This window comes from Streptomyces sp. NBC_01334, assembly GCF_035983595.1.
Classification (GTDB): domain Bacteria; phylum Actinomycetota; class Actinomycetes; order Streptomycetales; family Streptomycetaceae; genus Streptomyces; species Streptomyces coriariae.
The window spans coordinates 4370751-4397346 of record NZ_CP130718.1 but is presented as its reverse complement, the minus strand read 5'-3'; the positions used below and the strand labels follow the sequence as shown (position 1 = coordinate 4397346).

At 71.1% G+C, this 26596-nt stretch carries 23 protein-coding genes and 1 pseudogene; 17 read left to right on the top strand and 7 right to left on the bottom strand.

The window, feature by feature from the left end:
- The first annotated feature begins 36 nt into the window (after positions 1–36).
- From OG736_RS19590 to chvE, 5 genes are all read left to right on the top strand, one after another.
- A complete protein-coding gene (locus tag OG736_RS19590; RefSeq protein WP_327183601.1) occupies positions 37–1419 on the top strand; it encodes a sensor histidine kinase in 1383 nt (460 codons plus the stop codon).
- Positions 1416–2114: a response regulator gene (locus OG736_RS19585; RefSeq protein ID WP_327183600.1), complete on the top strand. Its 699-nt coding sequence runs from the start codon at positions 1416–1418 to the stop codon at positions 2112–2114. The genes OG736_RS19590 and OG736_RS19585 overlap by 4 nt, the downstream gene beginning before the upstream one ends.
- A 202-nt stretch (positions 2115–2316) precedes the next feature.
- A complete protein-coding gene (locus OG736_RS19580; protein ID WP_327183599.1) occupies positions 2317–3516 on the top strand; it encodes an NAD(P)/FAD-dependent oxidoreductase in 1200 nt (399 codons plus the stop codon).
- A gap of 270 nt (positions 3517–3786) precedes the next feature.
- Entirely contained in the window at positions 3787–4683 is an 897-nt protein-coding gene (locus OG736_RS19575) for an RNA polymerase sigma-70 factor (protein WP_327183598.1), read from the top strand.
- 859 nt (positions 4684–5542) lie between these two features.
- Positions 5543–6640 (top strand): multiple monosaccharide ABC transporter substrate-binding protein, encoded by a 1098-nt coding sequence (gene chvE, locus OG736_RS19570; RefSeq protein ID WP_327181478.1) that lies wholly within the window; start codon positions 5543–5545, stop codon positions 6638–6640.
- Positions 6641–6825: 185 nt separating this feature from the next.
- On the opposite strand, the gene OG736_RS19565 is transcribed toward chvE, so the two are convergent.
- The gene (locus OG736_RS19565) at positions 6826–8550 is read right to left on the bottom strand and encodes a dolichyl-phosphate-mannose--protein mannosyltransferase (RefSeq protein WP_442817052.1); all 1725 of its coding nucleotides are present in this window, start codon (positions 8548–8550) and stop codon (positions 6826–6828) included.
- Between the two features lie 265 nt (positions 8551–8815).
- Here OG736_RS19565 and OG736_RS19560 point away from each other — a divergent pair, with 265 nt between their 5' ends.
- The gene (locus OG736_RS19560; RefSeq protein WP_327183596.1) at positions 8816–9847 is read left to right on the top strand and encodes an N-acetylmuramoyl-L-alanine amidase; all 1032 of its coding nucleotides are present in this window, start codon (positions 8816–8818) and stop codon (positions 9845–9847) included.
- A gap of 269 nt (positions 9848–10116) precedes the next feature.
- Here the strand turns inward: OG736_RS19560 and OG736_RS19555 are convergent, their stop codons facing one another.
- Positions 10117–10443, bottom strand: a complete 327-nt coding sequence (locus OG736_RS19555; protein WP_327187649.1) for a GYD domain-containing protein — start codon at positions 10441–10443, stop codon at positions 10117–10119.
- A 71-nt stretch (positions 10444–10514) separates the two neighbouring features.
- Positions 10515–11285 carry a hypothetical protein gene (locus OG736_RS19550; protein WP_327183595.1) on the bottom strand — a complete coding sequence of 257 codons (771 nt, stop codon included), beginning with the start codon at positions 11283–11285 and terminating at the stop codon, positions 10515–10517.
- 226 nt (positions 11286–11511) lie between these two features.
- Here OG736_RS19550 and OG736_RS19545 point away from each other — a divergent pair, with 226 nt between their 5' ends.
- From OG736_RS19545 to OG736_RS19520, 6 genes are all read left to right on the top strand, one after another.
- The gene (locus OG736_RS19545; protein ID WP_327183594.1) at positions 11512–11946 is read left to right on the top strand and encodes an Asp23/Gls24 family envelope stress response protein; all 435 of its coding nucleotides are present in this window, start codon (positions 11512–11514) and stop codon (positions 11944–11946) included.
- Positions 11947–11990: 44 nt separating this feature from the next.
- Entirely contained in the window at positions 11991–12218 is a 228-nt protein-coding gene (locus OG736_RS19540) for a hypothetical protein (protein ID WP_310433611.1), read from the top strand.
- Positions 12215–12661: an Asp23/Gls24 family envelope stress response protein gene (locus OG736_RS19535; RefSeq protein ID WP_327183593.1), complete on the top strand. Its 447-nt coding sequence runs from the start codon at positions 12215–12217 to the stop codon at positions 12659–12661. Before OG736_RS19540 ends, OG736_RS19535 begins: the two co-directional genes overlap by 4 nt.
- Positions 12658–13344, top strand: coding sequence for a DUF6286 domain-containing protein (locus OG736_RS19530; RefSeq protein WP_327183592.1), 687 nt, complete (start codon positions 12658–12660; stop codon positions 13342–13344). The genes OG736_RS19535 and OG736_RS19530 overlap by 4 nt, the downstream gene beginning before the upstream one ends.
- Positions 13345–13354: 10 nt before the next feature.
- A complete protein-coding gene (amaP, locus tag OG736_RS19525) occupies positions 13355–13948 on the top strand; it encodes an alkaline shock response membrane anchor protein AmaP (RefSeq protein WP_327183591.1) in 594 nt (197 codons plus the stop codon).
- A 73-nt stretch (positions 13949–14021) separates the two neighbouring features.
- Positions 14022–14192, top strand: coding sequence for a hypothetical protein (locus OG736_RS19520; RefSeq protein WP_327183590.1), 171 nt, complete (start codon positions 14022–14024; stop codon positions 14190–14192).
- Between the two features lie 103 nt (positions 14193–14295).
- Here OG736_RS19520 and OG736_RS19515 read toward each other — a convergent pair whose 3' ends face one another.
- The 3 genes from OG736_RS19515 to OG736_RS19505 all read right to left on the bottom strand — a co-directional run bounded on the left by OG736_RS19515 (position 14296) and on the right by OG736_RS19505 (position 16729).
- Positions 14296–15012, bottom strand: coding sequence for a GAF and ANTAR domain-containing protein (locus OG736_RS19515; RefSeq protein ID WP_327183589.1), 717 nt, complete (start codon positions 15010–15012; stop codon positions 14296–14298).
- Between the two features lie 79 nt (positions 15013–15091).
- The gene (locus tag OG736_RS19510) at positions 15092–15865 is read right to left on the bottom strand and encodes an ANTAR domain-containing protein (protein ID WP_327183588.1); all 774 of its coding nucleotides are present in this window, start codon (positions 15863–15865) and stop codon (positions 15092–15094) included.
- A gap of 420 nt (positions 15866–16285) precedes the next feature.
- Positions 16286–16729 (bottom strand): STAS domain-containing protein, encoded by a 444-nt coding sequence (locus OG736_RS19505; protein WP_327183587.1) that lies wholly within the window; start codon positions 16727–16729, stop codon positions 16286–16288.
- A 1021-nt stretch (positions 16730–17750) separates the two neighbouring features.
- On the opposite strand from OG736_RS19505, the gene OG736_RS19500 reads away from it, so the two are divergent.
- Positions 17751–18050 carry a hypothetical protein gene (locus tag OG736_RS19500; RefSeq protein WP_327183586.1) on the top strand — a complete coding sequence of 100 codons (300 nt, stop codon included), beginning with the start codon at positions 17751–17753 and terminating at the stop codon, positions 18048–18050.
- A 478-nt stretch (positions 18051–18528) separates the two neighbouring features.
- A complete protein-coding gene (locus OG736_RS19495; RefSeq protein ID WP_327183585.1) occupies positions 18529–19740 on the top strand; it encodes a hypothetical protein in 1212 nt (403 codons plus the stop codon).
- 555 nt (positions 19741–20295) lie between these two features.
- Here the strand turns inward: OG736_RS19495 and OG736_RS19490 are convergent.
- A pseudogene (locus tag OG736_RS19490) lies at positions 20296–20461 on the bottom strand (IS5/IS1182 family transposase); the annotation flags it as partial.
- Positions 20462–20881: 420 nt separating this feature from the next.
- Here OG736_RS19490 and OG736_RS19485 point away from each other — a divergent pair.
- The 3 genes from OG736_RS19485 (at position 20882) to OG736_RS19475 (ending at position 26576) form a co-directional block, all read left to right on the top strand.
- On the top strand, positions 20882–25156 hold the full coding sequence (locus OG736_RS19485; RefSeq protein WP_327183584.1) for a DEAD/DEAH box helicase: 4275 nt from the start codon (positions 20882–20884) through the stop codon (positions 25154–25156).
- Positions 25156–26238 carry a hypothetical protein gene (locus tag OG736_RS19480; protein WP_327183583.1) on the top strand — a complete coding sequence of 361 codons (1083 nt, stop codon included), beginning with the start codon at positions 25156–25158 and terminating at the stop codon, positions 26236–26238. The genes OG736_RS19485 and OG736_RS19480 overlap by 1 nt, the downstream gene beginning before the upstream one ends.
- Positions 26239–26360: 122 nt before the next feature.
- A complete protein-coding gene (locus tag OG736_RS19475) occupies positions 26361–26576 on the top strand; it encodes a hypothetical protein (RefSeq protein WP_327183582.1) in 216 nt (71 codons plus the stop codon).
- Positions 26577–26596 lie beyond the last annotated feature (20 nt).

Below are 26596 nucleotides of genomic sequence, written 5' to 3'. Positions count from 1 at the left end.
GATGTGAGAGGCCACGCGGGTTGCCACACTGTGCGCATGGGCGGGGCGGGCGGGGCTGTGCGGGCGGAGATCGTGGAGCGGTGGCGGACGGGGACCGCGGCCCTGCTGCGCCGGAGCCCGCTGCCCCGACCGTCCCGGTGGATGTGGACGGCCGACGCGATCCTCGCCTTCGTCCTCGCCGCCTGCACGGTGGGCGCCGCCTATCGGCAGGGCGACGGCGCAGCGCCGGGTCCGCCGGTGTTCGTGCCGGTGCCGCCGAGGGTGCCCGCGCCCGGTCTCCCGCAGGTCGGTCCGCTCCCGGACGTGGGCGTGGGGATGGTGCGGTTCGCCGAAACCGTCGAGCCCTGGCAGCTGGTGCTGGCCGCTCTGACCGCGTTGCCCCTGGTGGTGCGCCGCCGGTTCCCGCTGTCCGCGTTCTGGGCGGTGGTCGTCGCGAGCCTGCTGTTCAACCAGTACCTGAGCGGCGGCGACCCGACCCTGTACACGTTCCTGTCCTGTGTGGTCGCCGCCTACAGCGCGGCCGTGTACAGCCCGTACCGGCGGCGGGCGCTCGCCGGCCTGGTGGTCGGCGCCGCCCTGCTCGCCGTACTGCGTGACGAGAACTTCCCGTCGTTCGCTCCCGGTCTCGTGCCGTTCCTCGCGCTGCTCGGGGTGGGACTGGGAGCCAACGCGGTCCACATCTGGAAGCAGCGGCTGACCGTCCTCGAGGAGGAGCACGAGGCCGCCACGCGGCTCGCCGTCGACCGCGAGCGTTCCCGGATCGCGCGCGAACTGCACGATGTCGTCACCCACAATGTGAGCGTGATGGTGATCCAGGCGGGCGCGGCCCGCAAGGTGATGGACACCGCGCCCGACCGGGCCCGCCAGGCGCTGCTGGCCGTCGAGGCGGGCGGACGTACGGCGATGGCCGAACTGCGGCACGTCATGGGCCTGCTCACCATGGCCGGTGCCGGGGACGACGGGGCGGGGCACGTGGCGGGGGCCGGGGGCGCCTCCGATCCGGCCGCCGGGGCCGATCTGGCGCCGCAGCCGGGCCTCGCCCAGGTGCCCGCCCTCACCGACCGGGTCCGCGAGACCGGCGTGCCCGTCGAGCTGACCGTCACCGGCACCCCGGCCCCGCTCGCCGCCGGCGCCGACCTGGCCGCGTACCGCGTGGTGCAGGAGGCGCTGACCAACACGGTCCGCCATGCCGTCGGCAGCCGGGTGCGGATCGCCGTCGAGCACGTCCCCGGCGCGGTGCGCATCGAGGTGTCCGACACCGGCGGCACGTCCGCGGCACCGGACGGCCTCGGTGGCGGCCGCGGACTGAGCGGCCTGCGCGAACGCCTCGCCGTCTACGGCGGAACCCTCCACGCGGGCGAGCGCCCCACCGGCGGCTTCGAGGTCCGCGCCGTCATACCCGTGGAGGAGATCGCGTGACCGAACAGCCGCCGCGCGTGGTGATCGCCGACGATCAGGCGCTGGTCCGCACCGGCTTCGGCATGATCCTGGCGGCGGACGGCATCGACGTCGTCGCCGAGGCCTGCGACGGGGACGAGGCCGTCGACGCGGTCCGCCGCACCCGGCCCGACCTGGTCCTCATGGACATCCGGATGCCGGGGACCGACGGCCTGGAGGCCACCCGGCGGATCCTCTCCGGCGCCGAATCCCCCGAGCGGCCCCGCGTCATCATGCTGACCACCTTCGACCTCGACCGTTACGTGTACGCGGCTCTCACCGCCGGGGCGAGCGGCTTCCTCCTCAAGGACGTCACCCCCGAGCACCTGGTCGCCGCCGTCCGTCTCGCCCGCACCGGTGACGCGCTGCTCGCGCCGGCCATCACCCGGCGCCTGGTCGAACGCTTCGTCGCCCGCGAGACGGCGGCCTCGGTCGCCCTGCACCGCGACCTGACGGTGCTCACCCCTCGCGAACTCGAGGTCCTCCGCTCCCTCGGCACCGGCCTGAGCAACGCCGAACTCGCCGCGCGCTTCCGGCTGAGCGAGGCCACCGTGAAGACCCACGTGGCCCGGATCCTCGCCAAGCTCCGCCTGCGGGACCGCGCCCAGGCCGTCGTCGTGGCCTACGAGACCGGCCTGATCGCCCCGGGAGCGGGCACCCGGGCGGGCGATCTCTAGCCGGATCCCCCCGGGCCTTCTCCGGGCCTGCTCCGGGGCCTGCTCCGGTCTTCTCCGGACCTCCTCCGGGCATTCGCCGGGTCTCCTCCGGGTGCTCTGAGGGTCCTCTCCGGGCAAAGTGGAGTGACCTGCCTCACATGCTGTCACAGGGATCGGCGACGCGGTGTCTTGAGGCCGAACCACCGAACATGGAGGAGACGACATGGCCGAGAACACCGATGTTGTCGTGATCGGCGGCGGATACGCCGGCGTCATGGCGGCCAACCGCCTGACGCAGCGCGACGACGTGACCGTGACGCTGATCAATCCCCGCCGCACCTTCGTCGAGCGGATCCGGCTGCACCAACTGGTGGGCGGGTCGGACGACGCGGTCGTCGACTACGCGAAGATCCTGGCCGACCGCGTCCGGCTGACGGTCGACACCGTGACCCGGATCGACGCGGCCGGGCGCCACGTGGAGCTGGCCTCGGGCGGCACGGTCGACTACGACCACCTGATCTACGCGGTGGGCAGCGGCAGCGCCGACCCGCAGGTGCCCGGCGCGGCGGAGCACGCCTACCCGCTCGCCGACCTGGAGGAGGCCGAGCGGCTGCGGCCGGTCATCGCCGCCGCGCCCGCCTCGGCCGCGGTGTCGGTGGTCGGCGCCGGCCCGGCCGGCATCGAGACCGCCGCCGAACTGGCGGAGGCGGGCCGCACCGTGACCCTGATCTGCGGTGGCGTGCTCGGCCCGTATCTGCACCCTCGGGGCCGCCGCGCGGTCGCCGGGCGGCTGGCCAAGCTCGGCGTGACCGTGCTCGACGGCCCCGACAGCTGGGTGACGGAGGTGACCCGCGAGGCCGTGCGGCTCGTCGACGGCCGCGAGCTGCCGAGCGAGGTGACCGTCTGGACCGCCGGGTTCGGGGTGCCGGACCTGGCCGCGCGCAGCGGACTGAGCACCGACGCCCTGGGCCGCCTGCGCACCGACGAGACCCTGACCAGCGTGGACGACCCGCGCATCGTCGCGGCCGGGGACTCCGCGGCACCGTCGGACCTGCCGTTCCGGCAGGGCTGCCAGTCCGCGGTCCAACTCGGCCCGCAGGCCGCCGAGACGGTGCTCAGCCGCATCGCCGACGAGCTGCCCACGCCCCTCGACGTGGGGTTCGCCGGCCAGTGCCTGAGCCTCGGACGGCGCACCGGCGTCTTCCAGTTCGCCCGCAGGAACGACATGGCGATCAGCCTGTACCTCGGCGGCCGTCTGGGCGGGAGGGTCAAGGAGATCGTGTGCAGGAGCACCGTCTGGCAACTGGCGTACGAGGCGCGCAAGCCCGGCGTGCGCACCTGGTGGAGCAAGGACGGCAAGCGCGGGGCACTGCTCCGGGCGAAGCAGGGTGAGGCCCCCGACACCGCCGGCCGGGCGGCCTAGGACGCGTCCGGCAACTCCCGCCGGGCGCGCGGCGCCCGGCACGGCACCTCGCCGCGTTGTCGGATCACCCGGGTACATCCGGTACGCGGGCGATCCTCCGCCTTGGGATGCACCGCACCGGACGCCGCGCGCCGATCCGACGCGCGTGGTCGGACACGCCCCAGCGAGGCAGGCGCGTCCGCACGGGGAAGAATGGACCTCGGTGTGCACGCACGCCTGCGGACCGTCGGCAGCCAGGGCCGACCGCGAGGAAGAGGAAAGGGCCGAGCCATGGGCGACGACACCGCTGATCCGGCGACCGACACGTTCGTCGCCCACCGCAACCTCCTCTTCACGGTCGCGTACGAGATGCTCGGATCGGCGGCGGACGCCGAGGACGTCCTCCAGGAGACCTGGCTGCGCTGGATCGACGTCGACCTGGCACAGGTGCGCGACCGGCGCGCCTACCTGGTCCGGATCACGACCCGTCAGGCGCTCAACCGGCTGCGCACCATGACGCGCCGCAAGGAGGCCTACATCGGCCCCTGGCTGCCCGAGCCACTGCTCACCACCTCGGACGTGGCCCAGGACGCCGAGCTCGCCGAGAGCGTGTCGATGGCGCTGATGCTCGTCCTCGAGACCCTGTCGCCGACGGAGCGCGCCGTCTTCGTGCTGCGCGAGGCCTTCGACGTCGGTTACGAGGAGATCGCGGCCGCTGTCGACAAGAGCCCCGCGGCCGTCCGCCAGATCGCGCACCGCGCCCGTAAGCACGTCGACGCCCGCCGTCCGCGCGAGGTGGTCTCCCCGCGCGAGACCCGGGCGGTGCTGGAGTCGTTCCGGCGCGCGCTCGACACCGGGGACCTCCAGGGCCTCCTCGACGTGCTCGCGCCCGAGGTGGTCCTGCTGAGCGACGGCGGCGGCGTCAAACAGGCCGCGCGACGGCCCGTCGTCGGTGCCGACAAGGTGGCCCGCTTCATCATCGGCGGCGCCGGCAGGATCGATGCCACCCTCACCGGCGAACTCGCCCTGGTCAACGGCCATCCCGCACTCCTCGTCCGGCTCGACGGCGAGAACGACGGCGTCATGGCGGTCCGCGTCGAGGACGCCCGGATCACCGGCATCTACTACGTCCGCAACCCCGAGAAGCTGACCCGGGTCGCCTGCGAGACCCCCCTCACGCTGCGCTGAACACCACGGGGGACGGACCTCGCCGGCTCCGGGCACGTTTTTCATGGCGTATTCACAGCAAGGGTCGTAGCGCTCACCGGTATGGCCCGGCCGGGTCGGGCCAAGGCGCTGACCAGGAGAAATGCGGAAGTCCGAGGGGATTCTCCGGCGCCGCGCCGAAGGCGTCGACGCGGACAGAAAGCGATCTCCACCACTTTCCGGAACCGTTTCTGTTCGTAGCGTTGACACCCCGCACACCCCCTCTTATTGTCACGCCACCATTCCGACCACGTGACGATATTTCGAACGGCTGAAAGGCAAGTGCCCTGCGCGCCACTGAAATCAGTACATACGTGGCAGGCGCGCCCCGGCGCCGCCCGGCGTATGTACAGGTGCGCCCCGGTGACGCGATCACGGGATTCGGCGAGGCCTGCTTACAGGGCCGTACCGCCGCACCGATCGACGATCCACCGGACACCGAGGCGCTCGAGCGTCGGCCCGAGCGACGCGCCGGGCGATCCGATCGTCAGTCGGTTCAGCGTGACCCTCCGCCTGTTCACCGTCCATGAACAGGCGCGCCAGGCCCCTGACGGCCTCGCGGCCGCACGCGGATCCAGAAGACCGCCGCGCGGATCCGCGCCGCGGGGCCGACCGCTCCACCGCGCGTCCGGTCGGTACGGAGCGCCCGAGACCCACCCGCACGGCGCCCCCTGAGGGGTCGACACCCGACCCCGCACCGGCCCGCACGGAAGCGGACACGGCGTGTCCCACCCCGGATCGCCCCCCCGCTCGTCGGCCGCCCGGCCCGCTCCACCGGTTCCCCACAGCCTTCTGACACCCCCCATCCTCTCAACGACGAGAAGAACGAGGAACGATCACCATGCGCAACCGAAGAGCCGCCCTCGCCGCCACCGCCGGAGCCGTCTCTCTCGCCCTCACGCTGTCCGCCTGCGGCAGCAACATCGGGGGCAGCTCCGAGGGCAGCGGCACGGGCGACACTGTCGGCATCGCCATGCCGACGCAGGCCTCCGAGCGCTGGCTCACCGACGGCAAGAGCGTCGTCGACGACCTGAAGGCCGACGGCTACCGGACCAAGCTGGTGTACGGCCAGGACGACCCGAAGACGCAGGTCTCACAGATCGAGGCCCTGATCAAGCAGGGCGTCGACGCGCTGATCATCGCGGCCATCGACAACAAGTCGCTGAACGGCGTGCTCCAGCAGGCCGCCGACGCGGACATCCCGGTGATCTCCTACGACCGGCTCATCCTCGGTACCGAGAACGTCGACTACTACGTGTCCTTCGACAACGAGCAGGTCGGCCGGTTCCAGGCCCGCTACATCATCGACAAGCTCGGCCTGGAGGACGGCGCGGGCCCGTTCAACATCGAGCTGTTCGCCGGCTCCCCCGACGACAACAACACCAAGTTCTTCTTCGACGGCGCGATGCACCTCCTCCAGCCGTACCTGGACACCAAGCAGTTGGTGGTCCGGTCCGGCCAGACCGCGCTCAAGGAGGTCACCACCCTGCGCTGGGACGGGCCCACCGCGCAGAAGCGCATGGACGGCATCCTTTCCGACGCGTACGGGAGCAGGAAGGTCGACGCGGTCCTGTCGCCGTACGACGGCATCTCCATCGGCGTCCTGAACGCGCTGAAGGCGGACGGCTACGGCTCCGGCAACAAGCCTCTGCCGATCGTCACCGGGCAGGACGCCGAACTTGCCTCGGTGAAGTCGATCATCGCGGGTGAGCAGTCGCAGACCGTCTACAAGGACCTCCGTCAACTCGCCGGTGTCGCCGCCGAGATGGCCGACGACATACTCAACGACAAGACGCCGAAGGTGAACAACAGAAGGGCCTACGACAACGGGGTCAAGGCCGTGCCCGCCTACCTGCTGCAGCCGACGACCGTCGACAAGACCAACTACGAGTACGTCCTGGTCGCGGGTGGCTACTACACCGACGCCGAACTCAAGTAGCCACGGCCCGGATCCGTCGGAGCCGGGCCACGACCGACGATGACCGAGCCGACCGCAGTTCGACGCGGTCGGCGTGGTCGTCGTCGGCCATGGTGTTCATCGCGGTGATCGCGGTGATCGCGGTGAACGGGGAGACCGTGGAGACCGCAGTGATCGCGTTCGGCCGTCGGGGTGCGTCCGCCCGGCTAGATCCACGTGTCCAGCCACATCCGTGACCGCCAGTCGCCGACCGGGATCGCCTGGCCCGTGTACACGGGCCAGAAATAGATGAAGTTCCAGGCGATGAGCAGCACGAGCCCGCCCGCGACGACCGCGCCCAGCGTCCGGCGTCTGTCGTCCGCGCCCGGCGGGCCCAGGAGCGCGCCCAGCGTCATCGCCACGGCCAGGCACAGGTACGGCACGAAGGCGACCGCGTAGAAGGAGAAGACCGTGCGGTCCTGGTACAGGAACCAGGGCAGATAGCCGGCCGCCACCGCGCACAGGACGGCGCCCGCGCGCCAGTCGCGGCGCAGCGCCCACCGGTGGAGCAGATACACGAGTGCGCAGCACGCCGACCACCACAGCAGCGGTGTGCCCAGCGCGAGGACGGCCTGCGAGCAGTCGGCCGCGGCGTGGCACCCGTCCTGACCGGCCTTCGGCGACCGGTAGTCGAACAGCACCGGGCGGCCGAGGACCAACCAGCTCCAGGGGTTCGACTCGTACCGGTGCCAGGTGTGCAGCCCCACGTTGAACTGATAGACGCCGTACTCGTAGTGCCACAGGCTGCGGAGCGGGGCCGGTATCCACGACCAGGTGCCGCCGCGGCCGTCCGCCCAGTGCCGCCCGTAACCGCCGTCGGACCGGAACCAGCCGGTCCACGTCACCAGATAGGTCACGACGGCGACCGGCACGACGGACAGCAGGGACCAGCCGAGATCCTTGCGCAGCACCGCCCGGTACGGGCGCCCCGCCCCGGCCACGCGGCGCGAGCCGACGTCCCACAGCAGGGTGAGGACCACGAAGAAGGCGAGGAAGTACAGGCCGTTCCACTTGGTCGAGGCCGCCAGCCCCAGGGAGACGCCGGCCGCGAGCCGCCACGGACGCGGTCCTGTCCCGGCCCGGTCGCCGGTGACCCGGTCCGGGCGCGCGTGGCCGTCCCCGTCCACCGGGAGGGCCGCCGCGAGCCGGGCCCGCGCGTGGTCCCGGTCGAGCAGCAGACAGCCGAACGCCGCCAGCACGAAGAACATGACGACGAGGTCCAGCAGCGCGGACCGGCTCATCACCACATGCAGACCGTCCAGCGCCATCAGCGTCCCGGCCAGACAGCCCAGCGCCGTCGACCGGAACAGCCGGCGTCCGATGCGGCACAGCATCAGCACCGACAGCGTGCCCAGGACCGCGGTCATGAAGCGCCAGCCGAACGGGGTGAGGCCGAACATCCACTCGCCGAGGGCGATCACCCACTTGCCCGTCGGCGGATGCGCGACGAACGCCCCGGTGTCGGAGAGCGGGATCACCGACGGGTCCGCGAGGATCTGCGGGTCGGTGACCTTGCGGTCCGGCCAGGTGCCCTCGTAGCCGAGCCGCAGCAGCGCCCAGGCGTCCTTGGCGTAGTAGGTCTCGTCGAAGACGAGGTCCCGCGGCTGCCCGAGACGCCGGAACCGGATCACCCCGGCCAGCACGGCGACGAGCACCGGCCCCAGCCAGTCCATCACCTTCGCGGCGCGGTACGCCCCGGCCGGACCGAGGCGTATGAGCTCCGCCCAGCGGGTCGACGGCCCCGGAAAGGGCGGCACCAGAAGTTCCCGGACGCCGGTCCGGGGTCGCCCGGCATATCCGAACAGGCGCAGCCGGCCCTGCCAGTCGTCGGACACCTTCGTCGGACGGCCGCCGTCGAGGACGGGGGAGCGCCGCACACTGCTACTCGTCACCGGACGACCCTAGACGCCGACCTGCGCGAACGACCGCGCGATCCCGCATTCCACCGTCCGGCTTGCACGTCGTTGTCCTCGATGACGTCATGGCCCGATGCCGACGGATACGCCGCACCTTTCCCCTGTGCGGCGGGTGGGCCGGGAGCGGGATGAATTGCCCCGCCGCGAACGTCGGACTCCGTTGCTGCGGCGGCAAGTTCGACGGTGGCGAAGTGATTGACGGGGCACCCAGATAGGCACGGCTTCTCCGAAAGGAACCACCATGGCAACTCCCCTCACCGCAGCCAGGGTTCTCGCCGCCCTCAGAGCCGAGGGCGTCACCGTCGTCGAGGTCGGCGGCTGGCGCACCCACAACCGCGCAGGACACGGCGCGTGGGGCCCGGTCGCGGGGGTGGTCGTCCACCACACCGTGACATCCGGGACGGCCGCCTCCGTGGCGATATGCCGCGACGGATACGCCGGTCTCCCCGGACCGCTGTGTCACGGCGTCATCGACAAACGGGGCGTCGTGCACCTCGTCGGCTGGGGCCGCGCCAACCACGCCGGCAGGGGCGACGGCGACGTGCTGAAGGCGGTCGTCGCCGAGAAGGGGCTACCCGCGCCGAACGAGAACGACACGGACGGCAACGTCCACTTCTACGGCTTCGAGTGCGTCAACCTCGGCGACGGCAAGGACCCTTGGCCGGCCGTCCAGTTGGAGGCCATGGTCCGCGCCTCGGCCGCGCTGTGCCGGGCGCACGGCTGGTCGGCCGCGTCCGTGATCGGCCACAAGGAGTGGACGAACACGAAGACCGACCCGCGCGGCTTCACCATGGCCGACTTCCGCGCCAGGGTCGCGACCCGGCTGCGCAAGGCCCCCGGTACCGACACACCGATCCCCACCCCGACCGACCCGAGCCAGGAGGACACCGTGCCCAACCCCTCGATGCTGAACGAATCGAACGTCACCGATGTGGAACTGCCCTCCGGCGAGTGGGTCGGCCTGGCGTTCGCGGACCCGGTCGTCCACTCCGGGCCACGCCTGCACAACACCCTGGTGCACGTCTCACTCGAGGAGAAGGCCCCGGACGACGCGCTCGTGGAGGGCCGCTTCTACCTGACGGACACTTCGGGCAAGCATCCGTCGGCCTACCAGACCGTCACCCGCCACGGCGGCGGTGGCCACCAGTTCGCCCTGTCGGGCACCGTCCCGGCCGGCAAGCACCTGCGGTTCCAGCTCCGCGTGCACACGGCCGACGCCAGCCCGGTCACGCTCCTCCACCGCACCGCGACCGGCCCCTACTGGGCCGCCTGACCCACCTGCCCCACCCCACCCGCCCGGCGGCCTTCGGACGCCAGGATCCGACCGGAGCGCCCCGCCCCGACGCCTCATGACGCCGGGGCGGTCCGCGTCCCACGCCGACCATGGCGACTGTCTCGGCCGGGGAAGCGAAAGGCATCCAGGGTTTGCGCCGGTCCCGCCGGCAGCCCTGGGTGACGCCGGACGGTCCGTCGTCGAGGGCCTGTGCTCGTGTGCCGTACCGGAGCGCTGTTGCCGCCCCGGTCGCCGTGGCTGGTCCGCCGCTACGCGCCAGGAGGCCGGTATCGGACTTGCTCGGCTGCGCGCAGGGCCTTCAGCGTCTCATCGACGGTCAGGAGAACCGTCGTCTCGAACGAGCTGAGCGCGCCGCCTCCGCTGATGGCCAGCGCAACCGCGGCCATGGACACGTTGTCCGGAGCCTCCCAGAGGTTGTAGCCGTCGTGCGTGCCGAAGGCGTACCAGAAACCGTGGAGCTTCCCGCCGACGGACTCGATGTACGACTGAGCGGCCCGTGCGCGGTCCTCCGGGTGGTCGATCAGCCGCGCCCAGGTCTCCGGCGTGTAGCTGAATCTCGACAGATAGAGCGGCATCATGTCTCCCTTTCGTTCCAACGGGGGCGGATCACGTCGAACGCGTCGAGGCGTCGTCGACACCTGGCCGGCTAGGCCGCGGTCTCCGTGATGAGGACGGCCGCGGTGATCGGGCCCGGGGCGTCAAGGGCGGCGGCGTCGGCCACGGCGGCCCGGACGGCGCGCGCGACTCCCAGGGGATGGTGTCCTGGGGCGACCGCGAGGTGGACCTCGATGTGCCGGCCGGGTGGATCGTCATGGTCCTCCAGCCTGACCGGACGGCTTCCCAGCACGGCGGTGAGGCGGGCAACCCCCGGAACAGCCGTCGCGACGTCCGCCAGTTCTCCGACGCGCCCTCGCATGGATCCTGTTCCGGTGGCAGGGGGCGAGCTTCGCGCGGCTGCGGCTTCCGGCGGGGGCTTCATGGCCGTCGTCGAGGTTCGCGACCTGACTGCTTCCGTCTCCGAGACCTCCTGGAGATCCGTGACGTGCAGGTCGGCTGTCACGGTGGCCAGGCCGAGCCGTTCAGCGGCCGCGCTGAGCAGCGCGCTCCTCAACCGGGTGGCGGTTTCGGGCACTGGCCGGCCGAGGGATGCGGTGAAGGCGGCTTCGATCCTGAGCGGGCCGGGCGGCAGGGCGCCGGCCGGCGGACGGACGGCCGGCTCGGACACGGGCTCGAGCGGTGCCGACCCGACGCGCAGGGACTCCAGCCGAACACCGGGAATCTCGGCGGCCGCGCGCCCGAGAACCAGGACGGCCGCTTGCTCGGTGATCCATGTCCCGTCGTCCGGCCAGCCGAGCGGGAGCAGCCGCCCGAGGTCGAGCAGGTGCCCTGCTGCATGTGTCCATGCCTCGGTTTCCACCAGTCGCTCACCCCCTTGCTCCCATGGCCGCGGTTCTCTTCCCGTCGTACTGCGCCCGGCTCCCGTCGTACTGCGCCCGGCGTGTGCGGCGGGACTCCAGGCAGGGACGCTCGGGCCACCTGTTGGACCACTCCAGTTCATGCTCCTTATCCGGGCAAACCATTCTAAAACGACTACAATTTCAATGGTGAGTGCCATGTGAGCGTCGTGAGGGAGGAATGTCCCGATGACTGAGAACACCGGCGTAAAGCCTGGTGGTGCGCCCGGTTCTCGTGGCCGGACGACCATCGCCGACGTGGTGGTGGAGAAGATCGCCGGAATGGCGGCACGGGACGTGCTCGGCGTCCATGCCCTGGGCAGTGGACTCGCCCGCTCGATGGGATCCGTGCGGGAGCGGGTGCCCGGCGCCGGCAGTGGCAAGTCCGCCACGCGGGGGGTCAGTGTCGAGGTCGGTGAGCTACAGGCGGCCATCGACCTGGAGATCGTCGTCGACTACGGCGTCTCGATCACGGACGTGGCCGCCGAGGTGCGGGAGAACGTGATCTCCGCGGTGGAGCGGATGGCGGGTCGGGAAGTGGTGGAAGTCAACATCTCGGTCAGCGACGTGAAGCTGCCGGCCGACGAGGAGGACGAAGGGGAAGAGCGGCAGCGGATCCAGTAGCCGGGGCGCGCGCGGAGCAGCCCGCTTGAGTGAAGGAGCGCGTGATGAGCAGGGCCGTGGTGGGCTTGATGGCCGGAATGGCGCTGGGTTTCGCGGCGTATTTCGGTAACTTCTGGGCTTTCCTGCTGGTGCTGGGGCTGGGTGTCGTCGGTCTGGTGGTCGGGCGGTTCACGGAAGGCGATCTCGAACCGGGCGACTTCGTCCGCCGCCGGGACCGCCAGGAGCGGATCCGTGACGACCGGCGACGGACTCGGGGGGACTGGCGGCAGTGACCGGTGAAGCAGATCGGCGTCCGGCCGTTCCCCGCGAGGAGCGCGGTGCGATCACCGTCGCCGACCGGGTCGTTGCGAAGATCGCCTCCCGTGTGGCGCGCGAGGCGCTGAGCGGGTTCACCGAGTCGGCCGGCCGCGTACCGCCGGGCCGCCGGACGCCACGCGTGAACACATCTGTGCGGCGGACACCGGGGCGGAACACGGCAGGACGAGACGCCGAGTCCGCCGCTCGACGGCAGGCGGCGCTCGGCGAGGCGCGGCTGCGCATCGCCGTCGAGCTCGGCTATCCGTCCGACATCGGGGCGCAGTGCGCCGCGGTGCGCCGGGAGGTCACCGAACGGCTCAGGACATGGGTCGGCATGGACGTGTCCGACCTCGTCGTGTCGGTCGAGAGGCTGCACGCGGCGCATGGACGGCACACGGACCAGGAGAGGGTGAGATGAGCGCACACACCTGGCGGCAGTCGACCGGTGACAGCGACAGCGACCTTCCCGTCGATCCCGGACAGGCGGCTCCGTCCGCCGATGACACCCCGGGCACGGGCGCGACGGCGGCGATCCCATCGGGCCGGCCGGCGCGCCGCTTCTGGTCGGCGCGCCGGATTCCCGCGGCCCTGGTGGCCCTGCTGTCCGCCGCGGCCGTCGGATTGCTCCTGTACGACGTGGTCTCCGTGCGGGCAGGCGGGCCGGCGATGAGATGGCGGCGGCAGCTCGCCGAGGAACTGGCCACACGGCCGCTGGACGACATCTGGGTGATCGTCGGGGCCGCGGTGGCCATGGCACTCGGCCTGTGGCTCTTTCTGCTGGCGGTGACGCCGGGTCTGCGTGGGCTGCTGCCCATGCGGCAGCCCACCGTCGCCCCCGGTGCCGAGGATGTCCGAGCCGGGCTCGACCGCCGCGCGGCCGCCCTGGTGCTGCGCGACTGGGCGATGCGGGTGCCCGGTGTCCGGTCGGCCCGGATCGCTGTCGGCCGCCGGAAGGTCAAAGTCCTGGCAGAGGCCCATTTCCGCGGGCTCGAGGAGGTCCGCGAGGATCTGGCCGCCACGCTGGGGGAAGCCGTGACGTCCTTGGGTCTCGCCCGGCAACCCGCGCTGACCGTGCGCGTCCGGCGCCCGAAGAAGGGCTGAGGTGATCCTGATGCTCAGGACGGTGAACCGGGTGCTGCTGGGGCTTCTCGGCCTCGGACTGTTCGCCCTGGGCGGCGGCGTGCTGGTGGGAGGGCTGGATCTCCAGCGCCGCTGGGGTTTCGTCATGCCGGGCTGGTGGCCCTTCCTCGGGCCGGACGATGTGCTGTTGGGCGTCGAGGGACGTACCCGGTGGCGGGACGAGGGCTGGTGGTGGCCGACCGTGATCGCGGTGCTCGCCGTGCTGCTGGTCCTGCTGTTGTGGTGGCTCCTCGCGCAGCGCGGACATCGCCTGGACAGGGTCCTCGTCCACAGCGAGGACGGCGCGGCGGTCCGGCTAGACGGCCGGACGCTGGAGGACGCCATCGAGGAAGAGGCGCGAGCCATGAACGGGGTCTCGCGGGCTCGGATCCGGCTGACGGGTCGACGCACCGCTCCCACCGCGCGCGTGCGGCTGATGCTGGAGCCCTACGCGGAGCCGGCGCGGACTCTGGGACAGCTGAGCCGGGAAACGCTCGCACACGCACGAGACTCCGCAGGCCTGGACCGTCTCCCGTCGAAGGTCCGACTCCGGGAAGCCCGCCACCGCGCCCGACGGACCGCCTGAGATCCTCAAGGCCGAAACCCCACGGGGGCAGCGGCCGCCACCGCACGGTTCCTTCCCCAGGAGGCATGCCGTCATGGTCCTCTTCCTGACCCTGCTCATCGCCGCAATCGCTCTGGTCGCCATCGGCGTGAGCGTCGACGGCATGCTCTATCTGGCTTCCGCCGGCGTCATACTTCTCGTCGTCGATCTGCTCTACCTGGTGGCCCGCTCCATCTGGCGCTCCACCCGGCGCCCGGCCCGCTGAAACAGACCGGCCCCGCGAGCGATCCCCGTCATGTCCACGGAACCGTACCGCCGTCCGAGCGAGGACGGCGCGGAGCGGCAGCGGGCCCGCGTCGGCGCGTGGGTCAGGCCCCCAGACCGGCGAGGGGTTCGGAGTCGTCGATGAAGGCGCGGGCCACATCGGCCAGGCGCCGGTTGTGGGCGCGGGCGTAGCCGCGCAGCGCGCTGAATGCCCGCTCCATGTCGATGCCCTGGCGTTCGGCGAGTTTCCCCTTGGCCTGTTCGATCAGCACCCGGCTGTTCAGCGCCGTGTGCAGCTGCTCGTTGAGCACGGTGCTGCGGTGGGCGGTGCGTTGTTGCAGCAGGCTGATGGTGGCGACGTCGGCCAGCGCCTGGGCGACGAGTGTGGCGGTCGGTTCGAAGGGGCCGGGCGCGGCGCGGAACAGGTTCAGGGCGCCCACGGTCTCGTCCCGCAGGCGCATGGGCAGGGCCTGGACGGCCCCGAACCCACTGCGGTGGGCCGCCGTGACGAAGCGTGGCCAGCGATCGACCTCCAGGGTCAGGTCGTGGATGATCACCGGTACGCCGGTGTGGAAGCACTGGAGACAGGGGCCCTCGTCGTTCTGGAGCTGGAAGAGTTCCAGCAGCCGCACCTGTTCGTCGGAGGCGGCCATGACGCGGAGTTTGCCGTCCTGGTCGGCGAGGAGCACCCCGGCGGCGCTCGCGTCGAGCATGCCGACGCAGCGGTCGGTCAGCAGGCGCAGGAAGTCGATGAGGTCGAAGTCGGCGACCAGATTGTCGGCCAGCTCGACGAAGGTTTTGGCCAGAAGCTGTTGATCCATCGTGGGCACCCTCGATTGAGACCAGTCCCTGCCCGGAAGGGCGGGAAGTACGACACGTTCCTCGGCCGGCACCGATACGTCAGGTTGCCTCCTCGGTCTGATCCGGCTCCGCGTCCGGTGGGAAACGAAGCCGGCGGGCCACCACGTCGGCGGCCACGTCGGCGAGCCGGCGTCCCCGCGCATAGGCGTGGGCGCGGAGCAGGACGAAGGCCTCGTCGATGCCGATTCCGAGCTGGGCCGTGAGCATCCCGCTGGCCTGGTCGATCTCCGCCCGGTACCCGCCCAGGTCCTCGAAGCCGCGGTCCGGCACCGGTCCGTCGGTCGCTGCGCCCGTCGGTGCGCCCGTCGCGTCGATCCTTGCGTCGAGCAGGAGGAGGGTCGCCAGATCGGCGAACGCCAACGCGTCGGCCAGTTCCTCCGTGTCGAGCACGGTCGGGACATCGGCGTACAGGTCGAGGACTCCCGGGCTGATCGCGCCCATCTGGAGGGGGAGCGCGAAGACCGCGCGGGCTCCGGCCTCCAGGGCCGCGTCGGCGAACACGGCCCAGTGATCCTGTAGTTCGACGGTGAGCAGATCGGGTGTCAGGACGGCCGAGCCGCGTGCGAAGGCCTCCACGCAAGGCCCCTCACCCAGTGTGAGCTGGAGCTCTTCCAGTCGCGCGCTGATGTCGTCGGTGCTGCACAGCGGGTGGCTCGGCGCGGTCCGGGACATCGCCGACAGCCCGGCCCCTCCGACCGGGAGCGCGGCCACGGCCGCGGTGCACACGTCCACCACACCGACCTGGGCACCACGTCGGGCGGCCTGCTCGGCCACCAGCACCCGGATGCGGGCCGACCGGCTGTCAGAGCCCATTCGGGCCACCGCCCCCGGGCATCGTGACAAGGCGGCCCTTCGGCCTCGCCCCGCTTACGTCCCCGAGATACAGCCACCCCGGGGAGAGGAACGCAGCCGAAGTCGAACGACCGGCCCGGTCCACCGTGGTGGCGTCGAGTGACGCCTGGTCGTCGGTCGACAGCCGTTCCCGCGTGGGAGGAGCGGGGAAGCGACCCTGTGGGTGCGGCCGGACCGAGAGGTCAGCGAGCGCGAAGCCCCGGCCGGACAAGGTGAGTTGTCTGATGCCGCAAGGCAATGATCCGTCGGTGCCGAGCCGCGGGGAGCCGGGCCGACAGGAGCCGTCGTCGCGTACGGGAGACCGACGTAATCGCACCGGGACCATGGTGGACGGCCCGCCGCCCGCAGGCTTCCGGGACCGCCGCTGCCGAGGGCCGACCGTCATCGCACATCGCCCGAGAGAACAGGCGCCGTCGGGACCGACCCGTGCGGCGCGGCCGGGGCGGGCACGGCCGGAGCGCATCCGGGATGGGACGGCAGCGGGCCGGACGGAGGGCCGAGCAGGAGGAAGCCGCAGCCGGTGAGGTCGAGCAGCCGGGCCAGCATCGGCGGCGGATGGTGCAACCGCATGATCCCGCCGACCAGGGTGGTGCGTTGCGCGGCGCGGAGGAAGGCGTTGAGGCCGCTGCAGTCGCAGAAGCGGACGGAGGTGAGGTCGACGTCGATGGTGTGGACACCCTCGCGCAGGCACTGCTCCAGGGAAGCGCACAGCAACGGCGCGGAGTCGAAATCGATCTCACCGGACAGGGTGATCAGCGTCCGCTTCCTGCGGTCATGGCGGTACACGGTGAGTTGGGGGAGGTGGGGCAGCTGGGGAAGGAGCATGACGCCTCGGTTCGGAAGACCATCCGGCAGTGGGCGCGGTGGTGCCGGAGTCCCGGCCCCGGGCGCGCTGCCGACAGGGGCGTACGTTCGGTGGAGGCAGCGCTACGGCCGGTCCGACAGCCTGCAGAGCAGGACATGGGGTCCACCCGGTTCCCTCCAGGGATGCGCGGGGTGACAGACCAGGAGTCCGCAGCCCGCAGTCATCTGCGTTCAGCAACAGCATGCCGCCGGGGTCTGGGACGTCTGTACGGCAGCATAGTCCTCGTGCCGGGTGACGGACGGTCCGAAGTCGGCCTGTCCCAGGATGCGGACGGTGCAAAAGCGCGGTTATGCGCGCATGTCCGAGGCGCTGCACGGACCTGGAGGCGAAGGCCCAAGACACTCGGACGAGGCAGTCCGCGCACGCCGGTTCAACTCCGCGGAAGCCTGCCCGGCCGGAGTCCCGCACGTGCCTGGACATGACGCCGCCGACGGTGGCGGAGCCTCGCGGCAGGGGTTCCGTGAGTGGCCGTGGTCAGGGGCCCGCACGCGGTGCCGCTGCCGCAACGGGCCGGTAACCGTGGTGAGTCGTACGACTGCGGCGGCGCCGTGGCGGGAAGCGGCCGCGGCCCCCGTCGCGGTGGACCCGTCGTGCGCCGACGGGCGGCGACTCGGGTCGCTCGGGTTCCACCGGAGGCTGCGGCGTGCCACGTCCACGGAGACCGGGCAGGGCGACGCCGAACCGGTGCCTGACGATTGCGTCGAGTGGCCACTGGTGCGCGGTCTCGTACGGCCCAGCTCTGCCGCGCTCGGGTGAAGGCCGCCACCTGAGATCTGACCCGTCCGCCTTCAGGCGACGACAGTCAGCCACGACGGGAGCGTCGACCGGTCAGGCGCTCGTGTGTCACGCCTTCGTGGTGCCGGTGCACATTGCCGCGGACGAGACCCTTGAACCGGTAGGCGCGACTGCCGGCCTGTGGGATCAAGCAGACGCACAGGACGGCACAGGCCATGGCATTTCCTGTCGAATGGTCATGTCGGATTGCATCAGAAGCAGATGGTCGGCTTTTCTGCGGGCGCGTTCGATGTCGAGCGTGCGATTGGCCCCGAATTCGACCCGGAGGTCGTCGTGCAGCTCGACGGGGACGCCGTCCAAGACTTTTCGAACCAGATCCTGGGTGCCGCCCGCCGAGCCTGCGCCAGAGATGATCCAGGCGTCGACGATGTCGAGCAGCGAGGTGACGCATCGTCAGTTACGGCCGATTCGCTCTTTGCGATCACCCGGAGGCAGATGGTCGGCTTCATTTTCTGGCCCTGCCTTCGGGATTCCGATCGGGCGTGACGATAAAAGCCTGAATCGCGCGGTAGGAAGTCGCCGTAATCGCCTTGGATATTTCGGATCAAAGGTTGTCGGCGCAATTCCGATTCTTATGGTGAGCGGGCCGGGTCGGGTGGCAGGAAGCGGGCGGGTGCCGGCGGACCGGCTGCCACCCTTGCCTCGCGGAGGGAATGCGCCCAATAGGTGTCACGGATCTGGCCGGGCGCGTCGAAGTCGGCCAGGTCATGCCATGGACATGGCGATAGGAGCGTGAGTGGCCTGGCCAGAGCGACGGCTTCACACAAAGTGCACAAATCGTCGCGCAAGGTAATGATGCGGATGTCGCCCCTGCCGGGGCGGCGTGACTAATCGACTCCGCGAAATCAGGAGAGACCGCATGAGTCCTGACCCCAGGACAAGTTCCTCACTCGGACCGCTTCCCAGGCGGAGCAGCTGGATTGCGGGCAGCAGCCTTGCGTCCCTCGCTCTCGTACTCACGGGTATGGCCAGCCCGGCTCTCGCGATGGATCACGCGAAGACGGTCGCCAACATCACCTCTGCCACCAGCCCGGGTGGCGACGCATGCCGAGACGGCCACTGCACCGACCAGGGCCACTACGGCGACCACGGCCAGAAGGGCAACCAGGGCCAGAAGGGCGACCACGGCCAGAAGGGCGACCACGGCCACAAGGGCGACCACGGCCACAAGGGCCAGACCGGCCCCACGGGGCCGACGGGACCGACGGGTGCGACCGGCGCCACGGGTGCTGACGGTGCAACAGGCCCGACCGGCCCGACCGGCGCTGACGGTGTCGATGGCGCCACGGGTGCCACGGGTGCTGCTGGTGTCGACGGTGCCACGGGCGCGACGGGTGCCACCGGTGCTGACGGCGTCGACGGTGCCACGGGCGCGACGGGTGCCACCGGTGCCACGGGTGCCACCGGCGCGACGGGTGCCACCGGCGCTGACGGCGTCGACGGTGCCACGGGTGCCACCGGTGCTGCTGGTGTCGACGGTGCGACAGGCGCCACGGGTGCCACGGGTGCTGCTGGTGTCGACGGTGCGACAGGCGCCACGGGTGCCACGGGTGCTGCTGGTGTCGACGGTGCGACAGGCCCGACCGGCCCGACCGGCGCTGACGGTGTCGACGGTGCCACGGGTGCCACCGGCGCTGCGGGTGTCGACGGTGCTACCGGTGCCACGGGTGCCACGGGTGCCACGGGTGCCACGGGTGCTGCGGGTGTCGACGGCGCGACGGGCGCGACGGGTGCCACGGGTGCTGCGGGTGTCGACGGCGCGACGGGCGCGACGGGTGCCACGGGTGCTGCTGGTGTCGACGGTGCCACGGGCGCGACGGGTGCCACGGGTGCTGCTGGTGTCGACGGTGCCACGGGTGCCACGGGTGCCACCGGTGCCACCGGTGCCACGGGCGCTACTGGCGCGACGGGCGCAACCGGTGCTACGGGTGCCACCGGCCCCGCCGGACCGCTGGATGCGCAGATCGTCTCCCAGGACTACACCGTCCTGGTGGGCGTCAACGCGTCCTACGACTCCCCGGCCTGCCCGGCCGGCACCTCTCCCATCTCTGGCGGACTGTCTGCCGTTGGCCTCGCCACCGTTCTCGGACAGACCTACCCGAACGGAGACCACTGGACCGTGACCGCGACGGCGGGTGCCCTCACCACCATTACGGTCTACGCGGTCTGCAGCTGACCGCACACCTCACGACCGCCTTTGGCGCACCATGAGTCCCCGCCGGCCTTCCGGCGGGGACTCAAATCTGCGTTGAGGTTCCGCCTCGGTTCGGTGAGGCGGAAGGTGCCTTCGCCATTCCGTCCGAGGTGAGTGATCGTGCCGAGCTGCTCGGTGAGGCGCCGCCCTCCAGGCACACCGCAGCGCGCTTCGCGCCGCCCCACTCTCCCCGCCGAGCCCGATCGCGGTGGCTCACCGCGCTGAGCGGTGTCCGCTCGCCACCGTGGTTCCCCGTGGTTTCCGCCTCGATCGGGCACCGACGGGGCACCGATTTGGTGATCGCTGCAACGGGGACCGAGCGAGCGCCTGGGGCCGGGTCATGAAGGTGACGTCGCCCTCGGAGCAGGTGACGTCGCCCTCGGAGCAATGGAGATCATCGAGGCACCCGAAGGCACCCGAAGGCACCCGAGGGCACCCGAAGGCACCCGAGGGCACTCGAAGGCACCCTCCTGACCGAACAGCCGCGGTGATGAGCATCAGTCAGCCCGCCGACAACTTCGGTCGTCTCACGTTCGTTCAGCTGTTGCGGCTGTGCTCCATCTGGAGCAGGACGGGAGCGGCGCGGGTGATCCGGGTGAGCGCCTCGGGGGCGAGGCTGACCCTGCGCAGAGCCTTGAAGGTCACCTTGAGCAGGGCATCGGGCGCGTTCGGCTACGCCGTGGATGCCTCGTACGGCGGAGCTGAGATCGTCGGTCTTCGCTGGTCGGACCTCGACCTGGACAAGGGTGTCCTCCACGTCCGCCACCAGACCGAAGTGCCGTCCGCCTGGATCACCTGCCCGTCTGAGCCGACCAGGTACGCACCACACTGACAACCGGCCGCATTCATCAAAAGGGTGACGATGACCCGGAGCCCGTCTCCCTGCCGGTCGGCATCATCACCGTCGACGAGCCGGTCGCCACCAACTGGCACACCGCCCCGGCGGACGCCTCCACCCCGCCGAACGGCCCCGCGGCACAGTCGCCGCCCCGCCGTCACGCGTTCCGTATCGCGCGAAATTCGGGTGGTGTTGGTCGAGTTGTGCCAGGCTGGCAGGGAGCGGAACAGGGGAGCCGCTGCCTCGCCACCGGGGCGGGGGCGCTCCATGGGATCGGGGGAGCCTGTGGGTGACGAGGTGTGGTTCCTGAACCCGGACTGGGCGGACCTCCCCCTGGGCAGGGGCGAGGGCGTGGCCAAGTCGGCCCGGGAGCGGTACGCCGAGGGGGCGGACTGGGTGCGCCGCTGGAGCTGCTACGCGCAGCTGATGAGCGCGGCGGCCGAGAACTGGGGCCGAGACGAGGACGTCCACGAGATGCTCGGCGACGCGCATCTGCGGGTCTACCAGGACCTGATATCGCCGCACCTGTTGGAGCCGTCCTCCGGGGAACGGGGCAGGTTCCTCCTCGACTCTGTCATCCGGCCGGTCCTGACCAACCTGTACGACGAGACGGACGACCAGGCGTTCTCCAGCACCTCGAACCGCACTCGGGTCAAGTCCCGTGAGGCGATCTGCGCCTGGTTCTGGGCGATCGAGGCCCGCCGGTCGTGGAAGGAGGCGGCCCGCAGATGGCAGGCGGCCATCCCCGGCGGACACACGCTGCGCCAGCCTGAGCGGACCATCAGGGAACGCATGTGGGCGGAGGGTCTGGACGCCCCCGAAGCCTTCCCACCGCTGGCCGCGCCAGGACTGCGCCTGATTGCGGAACGGCTGGACGACGCACTTCGCCCTTACGCCCGCGACCGGGTTTCCGAGGGGACCGATCTGCTGTCGCGGCTCCTGCCGGCCTCGATCGCCGAGAAGGTCGGCGAAGCCTCCCGGGAGCTCGCCGAGCGGCGCGCCCAGTACTCAACGGCCGTGCTGGAGAACCTCGGCATCGATGAGAACGGCCAGACCGACCTGATGGCCGCGGCCCTGCCCCGGCTGCTGGAGTGCATCGCCACCCAGCGGTCGATGCTCCTGCTGGGCCCCACATCCAGCGGCAAGAGCCGGATCGGGCGGATCGCCGTGTGCCACGCGATCACCCGGGCGCACCGGCGTCACGGCCGCGCCATCGTGCTGATGCCGACCAAGGCTCTGGTCAGCCAGGCCGTCGAGGAGTGGAAGGAGTTCCTCGACGGCACGAAGTACGAGTGGCGCATCGTCCCCGGTTCCCGTGACTACCCCCACTACGACGAGATGCTGCTTCGGGGCGAGTACGACGTGGCCGTCATCATCCCTGAGAAGTTGGCCGGGCTGATGGCAGGCGGCATGACGCTGGACGGCTGCGACCTGATCGTCGTCGACGAGTTGCAGAACCTGGCGGACCCGGACCGCGGGCCCCGGCTGGAGATGCTGCTGACCGCGATCCGCGCGTCCTACCAGATGCCGATCCTGGGCCTGTCCGCGACCCTGACGGAGGCGGCGGCCGAGGACGTGCGGAGGTGGCTGGACATCAGCCCGGACCACGTCGTCCGGGTGACGCGCCGGCCCGTGCCGCTCAACATGGTCGTCCGAGACGACCGCCGGGTCTGCGAGCGTCACGCCGAGGACGGTCGGCTGGAGGAGCGCTTCGAGAACTTGGGGGTGGTCCTGCGGCAGTGGCGCAAGGACTCGGTGCTCGAGGCCCAGCTCGACCGTGCCCCCGCCTACGAACGGGCGCTCGCCGTGGCGGTGAAGCTGCTGAAGGACGACAGCCGTGACGTCCGCAGCGTGCTGTGCTTCGTCGGCTCCCGGCAGCACGCCCAGGTACTCGCCGAGGTGGCTCAGGTGCTGCTGAGCCGCGATCCGGACATCGGACCGGTGAGTCCCGAGGTCAGCCTCTTCGCCGGCCGGTTCGGCACGCTCGACGAGAAGGACGTGCGCGAGCGGCACACCGCCTTCTTCCGATTCCCGCAAACCACAGTGCGCGACTCCGTCGAGAACTCGGTGCGCACGGGCGTTGGCTACCACTCGGCCCGCCTCGAACAAGGGCTGCGCAGCGTCGTGGAGAAGGCGTTCCGAGACGGCCTGATCCGCCTGCTGTTCGCCACCGACACGCTCAAACTGGGCATCAACCTGCCGGCCGACGCGGTGGTGGTCGGCTCGCTGACCACGCCGACCGGTGGACGCACCAGCCAGGTCCTCAACCAGGACACGGTGGCACAGCGGCTCGGCCGCGCCGGCCGTCTCGGCCTGGGCACAGGACCGCGCCCGCGCGGCTACGGCTATCTGGTGATCCCGCACACCCCCCTGGTGAAGAGCGCCGTCGACTTCCAGGAGGCGGATCTGAACGGTCTGGCCAGCCATGTGACGCCGAAGGACGAGGAGGAGACCGCGGTCGACCGCGCGCTGCGCGCGCTGTCCGACGTGACCGCCGTCTACCGGCATTACGTCGACTACACCTCGACGGGCGCGACGATCGCCTCGCAGGTGGACGAGCAGGCGTTCGCCGCCGAACTGCTGCACTGGGCGGTCCAGCAGCGGCACCCCTTCACCGAAGTGGCCCTCGGCGAAAGGCTGGACGCGCTGCACCGGGCCTCACTGGGCGCCGTCAGTGGAAGCGCGGCCCCCGACCGGGCGGCCGTGCGCGAGATACTCGTGAGCGAACGGCTGATCGGCGTCTCTCCCGGACGGGCCGGGGACCCGGAGTCCGCCCACTGGGTGGTCACCGGGCTCGGACGGGCGGTCAGCACCTCGGGGCTGCCCTTTGCGGACGCCCGGGTCGTGGAGCAGCTGGTGGCGGAGGCGGCGCTCGGGGCCGGGGATCTGACCCTGCTGTGGATCGCGGCCCGCTCGCAGCACGTCCGGGACACCATGAGCTGGCTGTCCGTGGTCCCCGCCACCGGGGACGATGAGCGGGAACGGGCGCAGTGCCAGCGGGTGCTGCGGCTGGCCGCCGTGCTGGGCACCGCCGACGCCGAAGAACGTGACAGGAAGGCCGGCCACCTCGCCAACAAGGAGTTCACCGACCACCTCGACGAGCGGGATCCGATCGGCACCGGCGTGGTCGCCGACCAGCTCCGGCGCCTGCTGACGGGGTCGGTCGAGAATCCCGGCTTGGACGCGATCACTGCGCTCTTGCGGGCCTGCGTCATGCTGCTCTGGATGACAGGCTGCCCGCTCAGCCGGATCACCAGCGCCGTCGAGGCCAACACCCGGGTGTCCGCCGGCTGGGCCAAGGGCCCCCGGGAGGTCGTCGCCGTGCACGCGGCGGACGTGCGGAACCTGGGGGAGAACGCCAGCTATCTCTTCGACGCCGCCCGCGAGCTGTCCGGGGTACGCCCCCAGGGGACGGTCTTCCGGCGCTTCGAATCGATGGCGGAGGCCGTGGAACTGGGCGTTCCGAGTGTCCTCAGCCCGCTGGCGAGACTGCCGCTGCCGACCACGCACCGGGAGCGCATCGTGCGGCTCGTCCGGTACCTGCCGGCGGTCACCGCCAAGGGCATCGACCATCTCGCCGACGTCGTCGACCGCTTCCTGCGCCGACCCCGCAAGGCGCGGGACTTCAGAGAGGCCCAGCTGTTCCGGGAGTTCTTCCTGAGTGAGAAGGAACGCACCGAGATCAGGAAGATGCTGGACGTGCAGGAGCAGAGCCGCAGGCGCGGACTGCGGCTGATGCCCGCGTTCACCAAGTTCCGTGTGCCCGGCTACAGCAACTACCGTTTCGCGGACGTGCTGGACAACCTCTCCCCCGACAACGTCGACAGTGCGCCCCGTGATCTCGCGGCTCTGCTGAGGGCGTTCGGGCTCACCGTGGAGGAGGACGCTCGGTACGGCATGTTCACCGTCTCCACCCCCCTGGACCCGGGGCTCCGACGCAGAATCGCCGTGCACCTGGGGGACTTCGGTGTGCAGCAACTCGTCGAAGCCCGGGGGCGTGCCGACATCGTGGTGGCGTGCGGGGGCGTCACGTCGGGGGTGCGGCTGGCCTTCCCCGGGTCCGCGCACAATCCGGTGGTGGTGCAACCCGCCATCTTCCTGGAGACGTTGGGCCGGATCATGCAGATGGCCCAGGCTGAAGGACTGATCTCCGACCCCGTGGCCGCTCCGGCGGAGGCGGGTTCCGCCATCGACGACATCCTCGGAAGGCGGGCGGAGGACGGCGACTCGGACGACGAGGAAAGAGAAGGAGGAAGGGGAGAGGAAGAGGCAGCGGACGAGGACTGGGTAGGTTACGAGGGCCGCGAAGGTTCCGAAGACTTCGCGGAATTCGAGGACTTCGAGGAGGAGGACGAGGACGACGAGTGCGCCTTCTCATCACCCGCGTCCGGCGACGTGGACGACGGGGTCCGCACGGTCGGCCACCGGCTGCTGACCCTGTTGACTGCCGCTCCGCCTTTGCTGGGCCACAGTGAACTCAACCGGCTGGTCGCCGGGCTCCAGGTGGCCCCGCCGCCCGAGGAGAGCGACGACCGGCGACCGGTCCTGGGGGAGAACTGATGGGACGATTCGATCTCGGAGTCTTCGTCGACGCCCACCACCTGTTCGACGTGGCTCCGCATGAGCAGAGCGCCGCTGTCGTGCTCACGCGGATCGAGGCCGCGGCCGAGGAACAGTGCATGTCGTACGGTGTGGCGGACCGGCTCGTCGTGGCCGACTGCTCGGACACCCGGGCGAGGGGTATCGCCGAGGACTTCGGGCAGCATGGATTCGTCATCCGGCACATCCCCCACGATTCGCCACTGACCAGGGCCAACGCTCTGACCGCGGAGATCGTCGAGGCCGCGGTCGGCCGGGAGGACCTGCGGACGGTCGCCGTCGTCGCTGAGCCGGGCGTGGCGCTGTCCGTCGCCGACACCCTGCACCGGGCCGGCCGGGCACTGATCGCCTGTACGGCGGGACAGGCGCAGGCCGGCCCGGCCGTGGATCGGGTGATCACCTTCACGCTGGACCGGTCGGAGCTCCGCCGCCTGGTGGCGCGGGCGGTGGCCGGGCTGCGCGAGGACGGCCGGAAGGAAGTGCAGATGGCGGAGCTCGCTGCCGTCCTGCGCGGTCTTCAGCCCGGTTTCACGGCCGGTGACTACGGGGCTCCGCTGAAGAGGCTCTTGCAGCAACTGGCCGGCCCCAGCTACCAGTTCGTCGAACCCGACCGCATCCTGGTGCGGTCCCTCGGCGCCGCCGGCGCGGTCCGGGAGAAGACACCGGGCGGCGCGGACGCCGGGAGCGACTACAGGTCGGACTCGGCGCCGACGCTGATGTCGGTCATGCGGGAAGCTGCCCTGGTGCTGCCGCCGATTGAGCCGACGGACGAGGCGGCGGTGGTGAAGGCGCTGCGATCGGTGCTGGATCTCGCGGGCGAGCGGGGGCAGTTGCGGGACGCCGCGCTCAGCGACGGGATCCCCATCCAGGTGGTGACCGCCGGGCTGAGGGTGGTCGCCGACGGATACAAAGGCCTCGGCCACAAGACCAGCGACCTTTGCCACCAGGCGGTCGTCGGGACGACGTGGCGGGTGGCACGCGACCAGGGCAACCCCAACCATCTTCTTTTGCGGTTGACGGGGGATCCTGCCGAGCCCGGCTGACCGGTCCGGGGAATTCCCGGTGGCTTTCCCCGAGTTGGACCCGGCGGCCCGTCGCGTTCCCCGATTCCCTCGCCCAGTCTGGACGGGAGCCGGAAGGTGTCCGGCGGAAGTGGAGAATCGACATGAGCCGGAAGAAGCACAGGCAGGCGGCCCGCGCGAACGCCTCCCTCGCGGCCAAGGGCCGCAGCGGCGGCGACGCGCTCGCCGGAGGCGTCCCTCAGCCCCGCGACGGCACGCCCGACGGCGGGCGACCACCCGGCACGGATCCGCTACCGATGTGGCTGAGGATCGTCGACATCGTCGTACGCGTCGTCGACATGGCGTTGCGCCTGATCTGACCTTCCGGGGGGCGGCCTCC

Coding starts and splice junctions, on each gene's coding strand:
- OG736_RS19590 (WP_327183601.1), top strand. CDS start 37: ATGGGCGGGGCGGGCGGGGCTGTGCGGGCGGAGATCGTGGAGCGGTGG.
- OG736_RS19580 (WP_327183599.1), top strand. CDS start 2,317: ATGGCCGAGAACACCGATGTTGTCGTGATCGGCGGCGGATACGCCGGC.
- OG736_RS19575 (WP_327183598.1), top strand. CDS start 3,787: ATGGGCGACGACACCGCTGATCCGGCGACCGACACGTTCGTCGCCCAC.
- chvE (WP_327181478.1), top strand. CDS start 5,543: ATGCGCAACCGAAGAGCCGCCCTCGCCGCCACCGCCGGAGCCGTCTCT.
- OG736_RS19560 (WP_327183596.1), top strand. CDS start 8,816: ATGGCAACTCCCCTCACCGCAGCCAGGGTTCTCGCCGCCCTCAGAGCC.
- OG736_RS19555 (WP_327187649.1), bottom strand. CDS start 10,443: ATGCCGCTCTATCTGTCGAGATTCAGCTACACGCCGGAGACCTGGGCG.
- OG736_RS19545 (WP_327183594.1), top strand. CDS start 11,512: ATGACTGAGAACACCGGCGTAAAGCCTGGTGGTGCGCCCGGTTCTCGT.
- OG736_RS19540 (WP_310433611.1), top strand. CDS start 11,991: ATGAGCAGGGCCGTGGTGGGCTTGATGGCCGGAATGGCGCTGGGTTTC.
- OG736_RS19530 (WP_327183592.1), top strand. CDS start 12,658: ATGAGCGCACACACCTGGCGGCAGTCGACCGGTGACAGCGACAGCGAC.
- amaP (WP_327183591.1), top strand. CDS start 13,355: ATGCTCAGGACGGTGAACCGGGTGCTGCTGGGGCTTCTCGGCCTCGGA.
- OG736_RS19520 (WP_327183590.1), top strand. CDS start 14,022: ATGGTCCTCTTCCTGACCCTGCTCATCGCCGCAATCGCTCTGGTCGCC.
- OG736_RS19515 (WP_327183589.1), bottom strand. CDS start 15,012: ATGGATCAACAGCTTCTGGCCAAAACCTTCGTCGAGCTGGCCGACAAT.
- OG736_RS19510 (WP_327183588.1), bottom strand. CDS start 15,865: ATGGGCTCTGACAGCCGGTCGGCCCGCATCCGGGTGCTGGTGGCCGAG.
- OG736_RS19505 (WP_327183587.1), bottom strand. CDS start 16,729: ATGCTCCTTCCCCAGCTGCCCCACCTCCCCCAACTCACCGTGTACCGC.
- OG736_RS19495 (WP_327183585.1), top strand. CDS start 18,529: ATGGCCAGCCCGGCTCTCGCGATGGATCACGCGAAGACGGTCGCCAAC.
- OG736_RS19480 (WP_327183583.1), top strand. CDS start 25,156: ATGGGACGATTCGATCTCGGAGTCTTCGTCGACGCCCACCACCTGTTC.
- OG736_RS19475 (WP_327183582.1), top strand. CDS start 26,361: ATGAGCCGGAAGAAGCACAGGCAGGCGGCCCGCGCGAACGCCTCCCTC.